Source organism: Halorussus caseinilyticus (assembly GCF_029338395.1).
Classification (GTDB): domain Archaea; phylum Halobacteriota; class Halobacteria; order Halobacteriales; family Haladaptataceae; genus Halorussus; species Halorussus caseinilyticus.
Genome location: NZ_CP119809.1, coordinates 438843 through 452908, shown reverse-complemented (window position 1 = coordinate 452908; position 14066 = coordinate 438843). Strand labels below are relative to the sequence as shown.

The 14066-nt window shown below is 65.8% G+C and carries 13 protein-coding genes; 8 read left to right on the top strand and 5 right to left on the bottom strand.

Annotation, left to right across the window (positions count from 1 at the left end; all coding sequences use genetic code 11):
- The first annotated feature begins 62 nt into the window (after positions 1-62).
- The 3 genes from P2T60_RS02255 to P2T60_RS02245 all read left to right on the top strand — a co-directional run bounded on the left by P2T60_RS02255 (position 63) and on the right by P2T60_RS02245 (position 2505).
- Entirely contained in the window at positions 63-494 is a 432-nt protein-coding gene (locus P2T60_RS02255; protein ID WP_276280934.1) for a hypothetical protein, read from the top strand.
- Positions 495-628: 134 nt separating this feature from the next.
- Positions 629-1297 carry a DUF998 domain-containing protein gene (locus P2T60_RS02250; protein ID WP_276280933.1) on the top strand — a complete coding sequence of 223 codons (669 nt, stop codon included), beginning with the start codon at positions 629-631 and terminating at the stop codon, positions 1295-1297.
- A gap of 104 nt (positions 1298-1401) precedes the next feature.
- Positions 1402-2505, top strand: a complete 1104-nt coding sequence (locus tag P2T60_RS02245; protein ID WP_276280932.1) for a phosphotransferase family protein — start codon at positions 1402-1404, stop codon at positions 2503-2505.
- On the opposite strand, the gene P2T60_RS02240 is transcribed toward P2T60_RS02245, so the two are convergent.
- Complete coding sequence (locus P2T60_RS02240; RefSeq protein WP_276280931.1) at positions 2506-2865, bottom strand: hypothetical protein; 360 nt, start codon at positions 2863-2865, stop codon at positions 2506-2508. It lies immediately after the preceding gene.
- A gap of 472 nt (positions 2866-3337) precedes the next feature.
- Entirely contained in the window at positions 3338-4243 is a 906-nt protein-coding gene (locus P2T60_RS02235; protein WP_276280930.1) for a PhzF family phenazine biosynthesis protein, read from the bottom strand.
- Positions 4244-4361: 118 nt separating this feature from the next.
- Here P2T60_RS02235 and P2T60_RS02230 point away from each other — a divergent pair, with 118 nt between their 5' ends.
- Positions 4362-4895: a hypothetical protein gene (locus P2T60_RS02230; RefSeq protein WP_276280929.1), complete on the top strand. Its 534-nt coding sequence runs from the start codon at positions 4362-4364 to the stop codon at positions 4893-4895.
- Between the two features lie 12 nt (positions 4896-4907).
- Here P2T60_RS02230 and P2T60_RS02225 read toward each other — a convergent pair whose 3' ends face one another.
- Positions 4908-5885, bottom strand: coding sequence for a chymotrypsin family serine protease (locus P2T60_RS02225; RefSeq protein WP_276280928.1), 978 nt, complete (start codon positions 5883-5885; stop codon positions 4908-4910).
- 210 nt (positions 5886-6095) lie between these two features.
- Between P2T60_RS02225 and P2T60_RS02220 the strand changes: the two genes are divergently transcribed.
- The 4 genes from P2T60_RS02220 (at position 6096) to mtnP (ending at position 8933) form a co-directional block, all read left to right on the top strand.
- Entirely contained in the window at positions 6096-6530 is a 435-nt protein-coding gene (locus P2T60_RS02220; protein ID WP_276280927.1) for a hypothetical protein, read from the top strand.
- Positions 6531-6610: 80 nt separating this feature from the next.
- Entirely contained in the window at positions 6611-7324 is a 714-nt protein-coding gene (locus P2T60_RS02215; RefSeq protein ID WP_276280926.1) for a phosphoribosyltransferase, read from the top strand.
- Between the two features lie 130 nt (positions 7325-7454).
- A complete protein-coding gene (locus tag P2T60_RS02210; protein WP_276280925.1) occupies positions 7455-7649 on the top strand; it encodes a hypothetical protein in 195 nt (64 codons plus the stop codon).
- 429 nt (positions 7650-8078) lie between these two features.
- Positions 8079-8933: an S-methyl-5'-thioadenosine phosphorylase gene (mtnP, locus tag P2T60_RS02205; protein WP_276280924.1), complete on the top strand. Its 855-nt coding sequence runs from the start codon at positions 8079-8081 to the stop codon at positions 8931-8933.
- A gap of 507 nt (positions 8934-9440) precedes the next feature.
- On the opposite strand, the gene P2T60_RS02200 is transcribed toward mtnP, so the two are convergent.
- Both P2T60_RS02200 and smc read right to left on the bottom strand, forming a co-directional pair.
- A complete protein-coding gene (locus tag P2T60_RS02200; RefSeq protein ID WP_276280923.1) occupies positions 9441-10472 on the bottom strand; it encodes a segregation and condensation protein A in 1032 nt (343 codons plus the stop codon).
- Positions 10465-14046, bottom strand: a complete 3582-nt coding sequence (smc, locus tag P2T60_RS02195; RefSeq protein WP_276280922.1) for a chromosome segregation protein SMC — start codon at positions 14044-14046, stop codon at positions 10465-10467. Before smc ends, P2T60_RS02200 begins: the two co-directional genes overlap by 8 nt.
- Positions 14047-14066: the final 20 nt, after the last annotated feature.

Here is a 14066-nt window from a genome sequence, read left to right as displayed (position 1 = left end):
TCTGAACGGTTTTCGACACGAAAACGGGTGAGTTTATACTCTCGCGTCCGAGTCACCCACGCATGGACGCGAGTCGTTCGCTTCGGTGGGCAGTGTACTACGTGATTCTCGCCGGGGTCGCCACCCTCCTCGGTGGCGCACTCGTCGGCGCGGGCGTCGTGTTGGGCATCGCGGACGGGTACAGTCAGTTAGAGAGCGGCGCGGCCCTCTCGACGGCGCTGGAGACCGCCGCGCCGGGTCTCGCGGCCGTGGTTCTGGGCGTGTTGGTGTGGGCCGTCGGCACCGTCACCGCCTTCGTGCGGGTGTTCACCGCCGCCGTCGAGGAACAGATGCGCGAACGCTTCGACGGCGAGAAGGTCAAAAGCGAGATTCTGTCGGTGCTGGACGACCGACTCTCGGACGTGGAACACGACGTGTCGGAGATGCGCCGGACCGTCTCGGAACTCAAGCGCGAGGAGTCCGCCGACGAGTTCCAGTTCGGCGAACAACAGTGACCGGACGGACGGGACAAGCCCGCGAAAGCAATACGAAACATTCCGAGGGCAACATTCTTATTTGGTAAGCAAACGAAAAATCACTCGAAGCCCGGCCCACACTTTTTCCTCCGGTGCGGTGGTGGTACAGACCGATGACCGACGCCGGAGAGCGACCGACCCGGACCTCGCGGTCCGCGCTCGGTCTCGACGACGCGAGCATCGCGGGGGCGCTCACGTTTCTCGTCGGCGGTATCGCGCTCCTCGGCATCATCACCGCCGAGGTGTTCTATCCGGGGTACACGACTCTACAGGAGATAAGCGACCTCGGGGCCTCGCGGCCGCCCAACAGCGTCGTCCACCAGCCCTCGGCGACCATCTTCAACGCGACGATGGTTCTCTCGGGCGCGCTCGTCCTCGTCGCCACCTACTTCGTCCACCGGACGTTCGGCCGCCGCGTCGTCTCGGTTCCGCTCGCGCTGTTCGGCGTCGGCGTCCTCGGCGTCGGCGTGTTCCCCGGAAATCGCGTCCCGTGGCACGGCATCTTCGCACTGCTCACGTTCGTCAGCGGCGGCGTCACCGTCGTCCTCTCCTCCCGGGTCGTCACGAGTCCCTTCCGGTACCTCTGTCTCGCGTTCGGCGGCGTCTCGCTGACCGCGCTGGCGAGCGCGATTTTCCTCGGGAGCGCGAACCCGTTGCTCGTCCTCGGACTCGGCGGCGTCGAGCGGTGGGTCGTCTACCCCCTCTTGCTGTGGATGACCGGGTTCGGCGGCTATCTGATGGGCCACGCCGACCGGGGTCGGGAGTCGTCGGCGCGCCGGTAGCCGGTACCCCGGCGCGCCGGTAGTCGTCGGTGCGCCGCTCCGCGCCTGTCACCGACTCGCGTAGCGGGGTAAGATTTCTACCGCGCGGCCCCGACTCGGCGAGCATGGACGACGCGGACGCCGACGACGCTCCAGACGCCGACGACGAGACAGACGACGCTCCAGACGCCGACGAACTCACCGACGCCACCCTCCGGCGGATGGTCCGCGAGGTTCGCTCGGCGTGGTCGCTCCGCGAGGCCGCGCCCGCCGACGAGGGTACCGATGTCGTCTACTTCCTCACCGTCGGGACGCCCGCCGGTCCCCGCGAGTGCGTCCTGAAGGCCTGCGAGTTTCTGGACCCCGAGGCGTTCCGGCCCGAACCCTACCTGCTATCGCTGGCCGACCGCCGTACCTCGATTCCCGTGCCGAGCGTCGTCGGTGCGGTGGACGACCACGACGACCTGCCCGCGCCGTTCTTTCTGATGGACCGACGCGACGGCGAAGTCCGCGAGAACGAGGCCCGCGAGTTGCCCGCCGACGCGATGGAGCAACTCGCCCGCGACGCGGGCCGGAATCTCGCCGAGGTCCACGCCCTCGGCGAGTTCGAGGCGTTCGGCCCGGTCCGACTCGGAGCGGACGCCGACCGCGACCGAGGGGGACTGACGGTAGACGGGCGCGTCCTGACCACCCACGAGTCCGCCAGCGACTCGTGGGCCACTCACGTCGAGCGACTGGCCGACGACTGCCTCGAAAGTGTCGCCGACCGGTTCGCCGACCTTGAGTCGGACGTTCGGTCAATCGTCGCCGACCGCTTAGACGCGCTCGACGGCGACTTCGCGCCGGTGCTGGGCCACGACGACTACCGACTCGGCAACCTGCTCGTGGACCCGGCGACCGGCGAGACCCGCGCGGTCCTCGACTGGGGCAACGCCAACACGCTGGAGGTCCAGTACAACCTCGTCGTGACCGAGCAGTACCTCAGCGGGTGGGCACCCCACGACGACCCCTTCCGCGAGCGCGTCCGGACGGCCCTCCGCGAGGAGTACCGGGCGGCGAGCGACGCGGCGTACCACCCCGACGAGCGACGGCGCGAACTCTACCTCGCCGTGACTCGACTCTTCCCGATGACCTGCTTCTCGCTGTGGTACGGCCACCGACCCGAACCGGAGCGAGAGGAGACCGCCGAGCGCCACCGGCGGGCGATTCGGGACCTGCTCGAAGGGTAGCTACCTGCCGCGAATTCGGCCGAGACCCCCGCCGACGAGTCCACCGACGACGGCCTCCGCGCCGAGCAGACCCGCGACCACCCACCAGAGGACGAGCGCCATCCCCGCTCCGGGGTACGGTTGGGGGTCCGGCGACGACAGCACCCACGCCCCGAGTCCCGCACCGAGTGCGACCACCACGACGCCCAGAAGCAGGCCGTGTCCGAGACCGCTCGTCAGTCCTCCGGCGAGATAGCCGGTGACGACGCCGCCGACGAGTCCCGACGCCAGAAGCAGGAGGACCGACGGCCCGGACAGGACCCCCGCGGCGGCGGTGACGAAGACGGCGAGCAGTCCGACGACGAGGGCCTGCCACTTCATCGTCCGTGGACCTCTCGGTGCGGTGACGTAGGCTTTGGGGAACGAGGGCTTTCGTCCGCGTCTTCGGGGTCGTCTCTGCTGGTTCTGTGGTCTCGGTTGTCGTCGGTGCTGGTTCTGCGGTTTCTGTCGTCGGAGTGGTCTCGGTCGTTGTCGGAGTCGTCGCTGTTGTCGTCTCGGTCATTGTCGTCGGAGTCGTCAGCGTCGGAGAGAACGAGGTTTAGAAAGCCCCCGCCCGCTCGCGGTCGCTCAGCGACATCTCCGTCGCTCACTGCGTTCGCTCCGGAGAGGGGTCGCTGAGACGACCACGGGTCTGCGACCCGCGAGCGGGCGGCCCCTTTATCCCACCCCGATGGATTGGTCAGCGGAGCGTTCGCGGTGGATTGGTCAGCGGAGCGTTCGCTGGCGGGCGATGGGCCGAGCGCGGACCGCCGGAGTCCCGGCGGTCCGCGCCAGTCCGCCTCCGTGCGGCGGTTCAGGCTTCGATGATGTCGTCGCCGTCGTCGCGCTCCGGGACCCGGAGTTCGCCGTCGAGCGCAGTCGCGGCGCGCCCGCCCACGCGGACCTCCTCGCCCACACGCACGCGGACGTGGCCCGGCCGGTCCACGAAGTGGCCCTGCTCGAAGCGCATCTCGTCGGGGAAGTCGCCGTCGAAGGCGCGGTACTCCCGGAGGTAGGCCCCCGTCGCGCCGCTCGCGGTGCCGGTCACGGGGTCCTCGGGCACTCCGGCGGCGGGCGCGAACATCCGGCCGTGGAGCGTCGAGTCGGGTTCCAGCGCATCGAACGAGAAGGCGTAGACGCCCGTCGCGTCCACCTCGTCGCTGATGGTCTCGATTTTCCCGAGGTCGGGGTCCATCGCACTGACGTGTTCGAGGAAGTTGACCGGGACCACGAGGAACGGCAGGCCGGTCGAGGCGACCGCCAGCGGGAACTCCGCGCCCACGTCTTGGAGGGCCGCGTGGTCGATGCCGAGTGCGTCGGCGATTCGCTCGTAGCCGAGGTCCACCCGCCGAATCTCGGGGTCGTCTTGAGTCATCCATACCGTGCCGTCCTCCTCGACTTCGATTTCGAGAACGCCGACGTTGGTTTCGAGGCTGTGGGTCCCGGTGTCGATGACGCCCTCCGCGACGAGGTGGGCGTGGGAGGCGATAGTCGCGTGACCGCAGAGGTCCACCTCGGTCGTCGGCGTGAAGTACCGGACCCGGCGGTCGGCCTCGTCGCTCGACAGGAGGAAGGCGGTCTCGCTGACCGCCAACTCCGTGGCGACGGCCTGCATCTGTGCCTCGGTGAGGTCGGCGGCGTCGGGGACGACCCCGGCCGCGTTCCCGGCGAGCGGTTCGTCGGCGAATGCGTCTACTTGGAGGGCGCGTACCGTCTGCATGGTCGGACCCAAGAGCGCACCGCTCTTGTAACTGGTTGGTCGGGGCGAGTCGTGGGTCGCCTCGCTCGCGACGACCTCGCGGTCGATTTTTCATCCCGGCCGTCGTACCGATGTCTCCGTGAACGAGCGCGTCCATCAAACCGAGGTCGTCAGAAGCTGGCTCGCCCGCGAACGCCGGAAGCGCGACCTCGATTTTCGAGACCCCGACGAGATGGACGACTGGGAACTCGTCGGCACCCTCTTTTCGGTCGCGCCGTTTCAGGCCGCGTTCGTCTGGCGGTATCCCGTGACGTGGTACCGGACCGAGTTCGAGGAGACCACCTTCCGGCGACTCCGGGTCATCGAGGGACCGCGAGACGAGTCGTGGCGAAAGCTCTCGCCCGACCACACGATTCTCGGCGCGGCCCGGCGAATCCTCGATTCGAACCTCAGGGGACGGTTCGAGGACGTGGACGTAGACCACGTGCGACGACTCGCCGAACAGTCGCCCCGGACCGAGCGACTCGTCTGCTTCCGGCGCGGGTCGGCCACGCCCTACGTCGCCGACGGAAACCACTACGCCACCGCCAGCGCGATTCGCCTCCTGCGCGACGGCGAGTACGCGCCACAGCGAGCGTACCTCGGCGTGCGGCGCTACCCGAGTATCCGGTAGCAGGAACCACTGTCAGGTCGCGTCGGCGCTCGCCTCGGCGGTCAGCAACTCGACGCCCAACGCCGCTTCGACGTTCGCGGCCTTGTTGAAGATGGTCTGGTTGGCCGACCCCGCGAACAGCAGACCGACGAGTTCACCGGTCTCGTCGCGGAAGACGGGCGACCCGCTGTCGCCGCCCTCCGACATCGGCCCCGCGATTAGCTGGTCGCGGAGGGTTATCGTGCCGTGGTCCGGGCCGAAGTCAACCCGGACGCTCGCGCCGACCCCCTCCACCGACGCCGACGAGACGCCGGTCGTCCGGCCGGTCTTCGTGACCGTCTCGCCCTTCAGCGCGCGGTACTCCTCGCGGCGAATCCCGGTGGGCCACTCGTCGGGGAGTTCGTGGTACTCCGCCGACTCGCGGTCGGGGCGGGCCGACCGCGCGGCCACGTCGACCACCACGCCGTCCTCGATGGGGACGTAGCCCCGCAGTTCGCCCACCCTGTCGTCGGGTAACTCCCCGCCGTCCCGCGGCGACGGTTGGACGACGGCCGCGCCGAACCCGGCGTCGTTGACGAGCGCGTAGACGTGGTTGTTCGACAGGCGGACCAGTTCCCCCTCGCTGGCGTCGTCGCCCCACGTCGCGTTCGCGGCGTCCGTGTCGGTCACGCGGGCGGGGTACGGCCCGGCGGTCGCGGCGGTCGAATCGGCGTTGATTTCGCTGACGCCCGCGAGGACCGGCCGGTGGCGCTCGTGGCGGTCGGGTTGGGCCTCGGGAATCTGAGCGACTCCGAGCGCGTCGAACCCCTCGCGCTCCTCGTCGTAGCCAGCGTCCACGACTTCGACGTTCCGGTCGGTGACCTGCCGGGTCACGTCGTCGCGTTCGTCCAAGTCGTCCGGGCCGAGTTTCTGTGAGACGAACACGCGAACGGTGTCGGTCTCGTCGTCGTATTCGACGCCCAGTACGTTTCGACAGTCGAGCAAGTGTTCGAAGTCTTCGGAACTCGGCATGGCACACCTCCGGGGGAAGGCCCCGAGAGAATAATTTGAGGACGCGCTCGACAATAGTAGTACCGGCGAGCGCAGATGGTCGTATCCGCCGAGTTCCCGAGAAGTACGTCGGCGAGTCGTCGGACGCCGACGACTCGCCGACTCTCTCACCTCCCGACTCCCAGACTCGATGGGATTTAAGGTCACGGACCGAATAGCCGAAACGAAGCGATGTCACTCAATCCGCGGCGAGTCGGGAAGGGCCTCGCGGTGAGCGCCGGGGCATTCGTCCTGTTCGGCGTCGTCACGGGCCTGATTCCGAACGACTTCTACGTTCGCATGGTCTCTCGGACGCCGTTGGACTACCTCTTTCTGACGCTGACCGCGGGATTACTGGGCGTCTACAGCGTCCAGCGCGTCCCCGAAGGCCGGGGGAGCGACGACGGCGTGGCCGCCCTCGGCACCGTCGGGGGCATCCTCGCGTTCGGATGCCCGGTGTGCAACGCGGTCCTGCTCGCGGCGTTCAGCAGTTCGGCACTCATGACGTACTTCGACCCGCTTCGACCGGTCGTCGGCGTCGTCGCCGTCGTCGTACTCGGGGGTCTCGTCTACTACCGGCGGTCGCTGGCGTGCGAGTCGTGTCGGCCCCGGCCACAGAGCGAGTAGGCGAATCGGGTGAGCGCCCGAAGTCCGCCGAATCCACCTGTAAACCGTTAAGTGTGCAGGGCCGCGATTTGCGAGGTGGTATGAGCGACCTCCCCGACGAGTTCAAATGCACGATTACGAACTGGGAGTACATCTACGGTCTCTGCCGCGATGTCAGCGACCAAGTTAAACACGACTCGTTCGACCCCGACGTGGTGGTCGCGCTGGCGCGGGGTGGGTGGTTCGCGGGGCGGTGCATCTGTGACTTCCTCGGGATGGACGACCTGACGAGTCTCAAGATGGAACACTACGTCGGGACCGCCGAGAAAGCGGGCGAACCCGAGGTGCGCTATCCCATGCCCGAGGGGAGCGTCGAGGGGAAAGACGTACTCATCATCGACGACATCGCCGACACCGGCGGGTCAATCGAACGCGCCTACGAGTACGTCGCCGACCGTGACGCCGGTGAGGTTCGGACCGCCACCCTCCAACTCCTCCAGACCAGCGAGTTCGAACCGGACTACATCGGCGAGCGACTCGACGAGTGGGCGTGGATTGTCTACCCGTGGAACTTCATCGAAGACATGATAGACATCACCTCGGGCGTGATGGACAAGGCCGACGACGACACCTTCACCACCGAGGAGATTCGCCACCTCCTGAGCGAGTTCCACGACGTGGAGCGAATCGAGATGGAAATCGCCCAACCCGACCGGATGGAGGAGGTCCTGAACGAGATGGTTCGTCGGGGCGTCCTCGAAGACGACGGCGAGACGTGGCGACTGGTCGAGAACGACAGCGGCGTGCAGGGCTGAACCCCGGACGTTCGGTCTCGATAAGGTGGCTTCCGTCACGCCGAGCGACCGCTGACGCGGCCCACTCCACACGCACCTCTTTCCCTTTCGCGCGACGCTCGAACCGGGCGATTGCCGAGGTTCAAGTACGATGACGCGCCGAACTCGGCGCAGAGTCATGCGCGGACGAGTTCTCCGGTGGGTGGCGCAGGTGGTCGGCGAACCGAGCGACGGAAAAGACTGGCTGGTTCGGAAGTGGCGAACGCTCCCGATACTCGTCAGACTGGGCGGTTGGGCCGTCAGGGGGTTCTGTTCAAGATACAGCCCCGACTGCGGCAGGGGCTAGTCGTCACCGAGACGTTCGGACGACTGAGAACGTTAGAGTTGGAAGTTCAACTCCTATTTTTAGTCATCGCGTTACTCCCGATTCAGACTGCTCTACTCGTAGTCACATTTAACAACCGGGAAGTAGTAGTCAATATAGTTGATGATGACGAAAGAGCGTTCCGGACGGTGCAGTAACCGATGGAGGCATTCAGACGGAACAGGACGAGAACGAACAGCGGTCGAACACGTCGGGTCTCGGTGCTGTACTTGGCATCGTTAGCGGTGCGGCGTTCGGGTCGCTCTTCGGTCCGGCAGGAACAATCGGTGTCGCCGTTCTCGGAGCGATACTCGGCGACGAGTACGAACGCCGGACGCGCGAGAAACCCTCCGCTGTCGTCCGCAATCTCGAAAGGTAGGCGTTTAGTACCCGCCGACGCGAGTTGTGGGCATGACAATCGGATTCATCGGCGGAAGCGGCATCTACGACGCCCTGCCCCTCGAAGACACCCGTGAGAAGGAGATTTCGACCCCGTTCGGCGACCCGAGCGCGCCCGTCACCATCGGCGAGTTGGCCGGAGAGGAAGTCGCGTTCCTGCCGCGCCACGGCCCGGACCACCAGCACACGCCGACCAACGCACCGTACAAGGCCAACATCCACGCGCTGAAGCAGGTCGGCGTAGAGCGCGTCCTGTCGAGCAACGCGGTCGGAAGCCTGCGCGAGGACCTCCCGCCCCAGACGCTCGTCGTCCCCGACCAGATTTTCGACCGGACGAAACACCGGGACGCGACGTTCTTCGGCGACGGCATCGTCGTCCACATGCCCTTCGCCGACCCCTACTGCCCCCACATGGTCGGACATCTGGCCGACTCGTGCGAGACGGCGACCGACGCGGAGTCCGAGCAAGGCGGCACCTACGTCTGCATCGAGGGACCGCAGTACTCGACGCGCGCCGAGAGCGAGTTCTACCGCGACCAAGGCTGGGACGTAATCGGGATGACGACGATTCCGGAGGCGAAACTGGCCCGCGAAGCCGAGATGTGCTACGCCACCGTCACGGGCGTCACCGACTACGACGTGTGGAAAGAAGACAGCGAAGTCACGCTTCAGGAGGTGCTTGACAACGCCGCCGAGAACGAGGAGGCCATCAAGGAAGTCGTGGAACACGCGATTCGGAACCTGCCCGACGAGCGAGAGTGTGACTGTGGGCACGCGCTGGAGGGGACCATCAACACGCCCACGGCGGCGATTCCCGACGAGACCCGCGAGCGCGTGGACGAATTCGTCGGCGAGTATCTGGAGTAGGTCGGGTCTCGGGGTTTCTGTGTCTGTTTCGGCGTCGAACGTCATGGGGACTAGACGACCGAGACTGCGGAGTCGAAGACGAGTAGACGCTATCTACAGGCCCGAACCTCTCAGACCGCGACCGCACGGCATCGCGACTGCACCGCACGGCACCGCACCGCGGACCTCACACCTCCCCAACCTCCTGCGCGTCTCGCTCACTGCGTTCGCTCCGATGTTTGCGAACGTCGTTCGCAAATCAGCGAGACGCGAAGCGTCTCGCAAGCCTCGTCCACCGGCAGACAAACCGCGTCTGCCGAGCAGTCGGCGCACAGCGCCGACGACCTCGCGCGGACGGGTGCGCCCTCCGTGGCGCACCCGCGCGCGCCGGGATGGACAGAGAGCTTTCGAGCGACGACTGGAGAAACGTCTACCCGCGGAAGACGATTCTAAATATGGCCAAAAGAAACACATGTACTATTCAAAGCAATCTAAAGTTGTCCGTCGTCGGACTGACGCCGCGCGGCGTCAGTCCGCGATAGCTTCCGGCGTCTCGGTCCCGTCGGCGGTTTCGGCGTCTTCGACCCACAGGTCGCCGAACATGTCGTCTTGGTCGAGGGTCACGGTACCGCGGTGGGAGAGAAACAGGAGCGCCAGAAACGTCCGGATGCGCGACCCGCCTACCGCGTCGATTTCGGCGTACAGCACCTCGTCGCGGCCCCTCTCGTAGTGACTCCGGAGTTCCTCGCGCACGTCGTCGATGACCGCCTCGATGTCCTCCTCGTGGGCCGTGCCGGTCACGTCGTCGGCGGAGGGTTCCTCCTCGACGCGCATGTCGTCGTCCATCCGGTAGTCCAGCGTCTGGGTCCCGCGCTGGAACCCGCTTGGCGAGTCGCTGGTGTCGTAGCTTCTGGACTCTTTCCACCACGACCCGCGCTCTCGCTCGCGCAACTCCCGGACGAGTTCGTCCAGCGTCTCGGGCGTCCCGCGGGCGGTCTTGCGGTCGAGTCGGCGCTCCATCTCGTCTTCGAGTCGGTCCACCGGGTCGTGGGCCGGGAATTCGCCGTCCGTCGGCGCGTCCGCGGCCATCTCCCACTCGTCCCACGGGTCGTCGGGCTCCTCGTCCTCGTCGTCGTCGGCCAGCATCGCGTCGGACTTCATCCGAAGCAGGACGCTGGCGTAGAACAGCGCCCGTCCGGAGGTCCGGAGGTCGGCCTCGTCGAGTCTGTCGAGGAACTTGTCCGTGACCGTCACGATGTCGATGTCCCACGGCTCGATTTCGCCGTCCTCGGCGAGTTGGACGAGGAGTTCGACGGGTTCGGCCTCGTCGTCGTCCGGGTCGGCGTCCACGTCGAGTTCGTCGCCGAGGATGGCGTCGGCGTCGGTTTCGCCGTCGTCCGGCGACTCCGGGGAGTCGCCGGACGCGCCCGATTCCTCGGACGCGCCGTCGCCGAACGGGTTCGACGCCGCGCCCTCGCGCCTCTCTTCGTCGTGGCCCGCGATGTTCAGCGAGAAGTCGTCGCTCGCTTTTTCGTCGTCCGTCTCGTCACCGTCAATCATCCGCGGGCACCTCCTCGTCGCCGTCGCCCAACTGGATTCCCGTCACCGTACTCACGTTGTCGCCCTGCATCGTCACGCCGATTGCCCGCTCGGAGCGTTCCATCATCGCCGACCGGTGGGAGACGACGACGAACTGGGCGTCGCCCGCGAGTTCGTCTACCATCTCGCCGACGCGCTCTGCGTTCGCGGCGTCGAGGAAGGCGTCCACCTCGTCCAGCGCGTAGAACGGCGCGGGGTTGTACCGCTGGATGGCGAAGATGAACGCGAGGGCGGTCAGACTCTTCTCGCCGCCCGACATCGCGTCGAGGCGCTGGATTGGCTTGTCGCCGGGTTGGGCCTTCATCGTCAGGCCGCCGTCGAAGGGGTCCTCGTCGTCTTCGAGGTGGAGGCGTCCGGTCCCGTTCGAGAGTCGCTCGAAGATGTCCTCGAACTGGTCGTCTATGGCTTCGAAGGCGTCCATGAACGTCGCCTTCTTCTGGTCCTCGTAGGAATCGATGCGCTCGCGGATGCCCTCGCGTTCCTCCACGAGGACCGACTTGCGCTCCTCTAAGTCGTCCAAGTCCGACTTCACGTCGTCGTACTCCTCGATGGCGAGCATGTTGACCGGTTCTAGCTCCTCCATCTGGCGTTCGAGGCGCGCGATGTTCTTCTCCACGTCGTCCAAGTCCGGAATCTCGTCGGCGTCGTACTCGCCCACTCGCTCGCGGAGGTCCGCGATGTCGTCTTCGAGTCGGTCGGCGCTCCGCCGGAGGCTTTCGAGGCGGTTCTCGACCGTCTCCACTTCCGACTTCTTCTCGTCGCGTTCTTGCTGGGCCTCCCGGAGGTCGGCTTTCACGTCCTCGCGGTCGTCTTTGAGGTCGGCGAGTTCGTCTTCGAGTTCTTCGACCGCCTCGCGCTTGTCTTCGAGAATCGACTCCCAGTTCTCGATTTCGGCCTCGAACTCCGCTATCCGTTCTTCCTGCTCGGCCTTCCGGTTCTGGGCCTGTTCGATGTCGTCGTGGAGGTCCTCGATGGCGTCTTCGGCGTACTGTTTCTCCAACTGGAGTTCGTTGAGTTCCCCGTCCAACTCGTCGATTCGGTCCTCCAGCGTCTCGATTTCGTCCTCGATTCCCTCGGCCTCGGCGGTGAGTTCCGGAATCCGCGAGTCGGCGAGTTCGTCTTCGAGGTCCGCGATGTCGCCCTCGATTTCCGCGATGTCGTCCTCGCGTTCCCCAATTTCGTCTTCGAGTTCCTGCATCTGCTCGTTGACCGCCTCGCGTTCGGTCTCCATCGCCACGAGTTCGTCTTCGAGGTCCGCGATGCGGTCTTTCACCGACGCCAACTCGTCTTCGGTGCGTTCGATGTCCGACTCGATGGACCGAACTTGGTCGGTGGCGTCGCTCTTCCGGTCGCGGGCGTCGTCCAACCGGTCGTCCACGTCCCGGAGGTCCTCGCGGACGGACTTGCGCTCGTCCTCCAACTCGTTGATTCGCTGGGCGACTCGCTCCAGTTGTCCCTTGCCGGACTTCGAGAAGGAGTACCGGGACCCCGACTTCGACCCGCCGGTCATCGCGCCGCTCTTCTCGACCAACTCGCCCGAGAGGGTCACGAGTCGGTAGTCGCCCATCAGGTCGCGGGCCGTCTCCATGTCCTCTACGACCAGCGTGTCGCCCAGCACGTAGGCGAACACGCCCGAGAACTGCGAGTCGAAGTCCACGAGGTTGTACGCGAAGTCCACCACGCCCGGTGCCGAGGGCGGGGACGGGAGATTGCGGTCGTGCATCTCCGTCAACGGTAGGAACGTCGCGCGCCCGGCGTTCCGGGATTTGAGGTACTCGATGCAGGACTGACCCACGCCGTCGTCGTCAACCACGACGTGAGCCATCCGGCCGCCAGCGGCGGTTTCACACGCCGTCGCGTACTTCTGGCCGACGCCGCCCAACTGTGCCACCGTGCCGTGGACGCCGGGTTTCTCGGCGTTCAGAATCGTGGAGACCGCCCGGCCGTACGACGAGTCGCCGCTCTGTCCGGCCTTGGCTTCGAGTTCGGCGTACTCCTGCTGTTTGGCCTGAATCTCGTCCTCGACCGAATCGAGGTCGTCCTGCAACTCGCGTTTCTCCCGTTTGAGGTCCGCAACCACGTCGGCGATTTGGGCGCGATTGCGCTCGGCCTTCGCCAACTCGTCTTCCAAGTCGTCGAGTTTGGTCTCCAACTCCGGAATCGTCTCGCGGGCCTCCTCCAGTTCCCGTTCCTTCTCGCTCTCGGCGTTCGACCGCCGCCGGGCCTCGTCTACGAGGCGGTCTTTCTCGCGCTGGAGGTCGTTCTTCTCGCTCTTTTGCTCCTCTAACTCGTCCTTTTTCTCGGCGAGTTCGGCCTTCACCTCGTCGTACTCGGTGTCGATGGCGTCGATTTCGGCCTCGACTTCCTCTAACTCGGCCTGCTTCTGCTGTACGTCGGCTTTCACCGAGGACTTCTCGATTTTCACGTCGCGGATGTCCGACTCGAACTCCTCGACGTTCTCCTGCTTGCGGTCTATCTCCACGAACGCCTGTCGGCGGGTGTTCTCAGCGTCCTGAATCTTCTCTTGGGCCGACTCGATGGCGTCTTCGAGGCGGGAAATTTCGCCTTTGACCTCCTCGATTTCGCTCTTGATGCGGAGTTGTTCGTCCTCGCCTTTCCGCTCGATTTCGGCGTTGAGTTCCTCTAACTCGTCTTCGAGGCGGATGACCCGGCCCTGTCGCTCGTCTAACTCCCGTTGGAGGTCGGCCAACTCCGATTCGCGGTCTTCGATGTCCTCGCGGGTGTTGGCGAGGTCCTCGCGCTTCTCCTCCAACTCGGCGGCCTTGAGGTGGCCCTCGTACTCCTGTTTTTCGTCGCGCAGGCCCTGATATTCGAGTGCCGTCTCGCGTTCGTCGGCCAACTGGTCGAGTCGGTCCTGTTTCTCCTCGATGCGGAGTTCGGCCTCGCCGATGCGGTCTTTGACCGTCTCCAACTCCGCTAAGGCGTCTTCTTTCTTGGCGTCGAACTCCGCCACGCCCGCGATTTCGTCGATTATCTGGCGGCGCTCGTAGGGCGTCATGTTGATAATCTCGGTCACGTCGCCCTGCATGACGACGTTGTAGCCTTCCGGCGTGACGCCCGCCTGCGCTAGCAAGTCCTGAATGTCCGAGAGGTTGACCGACCGGCCGTTGAGGTAGTAGTACGAATAGTAGTTGTCTTCGGTCTCCTTGACCCGGCGCTTGATGGTGATTTCGTCCACGTCGCCGACGCTCTCGGACCCGGCGGCGTTGACCACTTGCGCGCGGTCCAACACGCCGTCGCCGTTGTCCAAGACGACTTCGACGCTGGCCTCCCGCGGGCCGCTCGACTCCTCGCTCCCGTCGGCGTGGCCGGGGTTGTAGATGAGGTCGGTCAGTTTCTCGGCGCGGATGCCTCGCGTCCGGGCCAGTCCCAGCGCGAACAGAACGCTGTCGATGATGTTACTCTTCCCGGAGCCGTTCGGACCCGAAACAGTGGTGAAATCCTCGTAAAAGGGGATTTCGGTTCGTCGTCCGAAGCTCTTGAAGTTGTCCAAGACGAGCTTTTTGATGTGCATGGTTGCTCGTACGTGGGGAC

Excerpts from the sequence above, each read along its gene's own strand:
- P2T60_RS02255 (WP_276280934.1), top strand. The coding sequence starts at position 63 with ATGGACGCGAGTCGTTCGCTTCGGTGGGCAGTGTACTACGTGATTCTC.
- P2T60_RS02250 (WP_276280933.1), top strand. The coding sequence starts at position 629 with ATGACCGACGCCGGAGAGCGACCGACCCGGACCTCGCGGTCCGCGCTC.
- P2T60_RS02245 (WP_276280932.1), top strand. The coding sequence starts at position 1,402 with ATGGACGACGCGGACGCCGACGACGCTCCAGACGCCGACGACGAGACA.
- P2T60_RS02240 (WP_276280931.1), bottom strand. The coding sequence starts at position 2,865 with ATGAAGTGGCAGGCCCTCGTCGTCGGACTGCTCGCCGTCTTCGTCACC.
- P2T60_RS02235 (WP_276280930.1), bottom strand. The coding sequence starts at position 4,243 with ATGCAGACGGTACGCGCCCTCCAAGTAGACGCATTCGCCGACGAACCG.
- P2T60_RS02225 (WP_276280928.1), bottom strand. The coding sequence starts at position 5,885 with ATGCCGAGTTCCGAAGACTTCGAACACTTGCTCGACTGTCGAAACGTA.
- P2T60_RS02220 (WP_276280927.1), top strand. The coding sequence starts at position 6,096 with ATGTCACTCAATCCGCGGCGAGTCGGGAAGGGCCTCGCGGTGAGCGCC.
- P2T60_RS02215 (WP_276280926.1), top strand. The coding sequence starts at position 6,611 with ATGAGCGACCTCCCCGACGAGTTCAAATGCACGATTACGAACTGGGAG.
- P2T60_RS02210 (WP_276280925.1), top strand. The coding sequence starts at position 7,455 with ATGACGCGCCGAACTCGGCGCAGAGTCATGCGCGGACGAGTTCTCCGG.
- mtnP (WP_276280924.1), top strand. The coding sequence starts at position 8,079 with ATGACAATCGGATTCATCGGCGGAAGCGGCATCTACGACGCCCTGCCC.
- P2T60_RS02200 (WP_276280923.1), bottom strand. The coding sequence starts at position 10,472 with ATGATTGACGGTGACGAGACGGACGACGAAAAAGCGAGCGACGACTTC.
- smc (WP_276280922.1), bottom strand. The coding sequence starts at position 14,046 with ATGCACATCAAAAAGCTCGTCTTGGACAACTTCAAGAGCTTCGGACGA.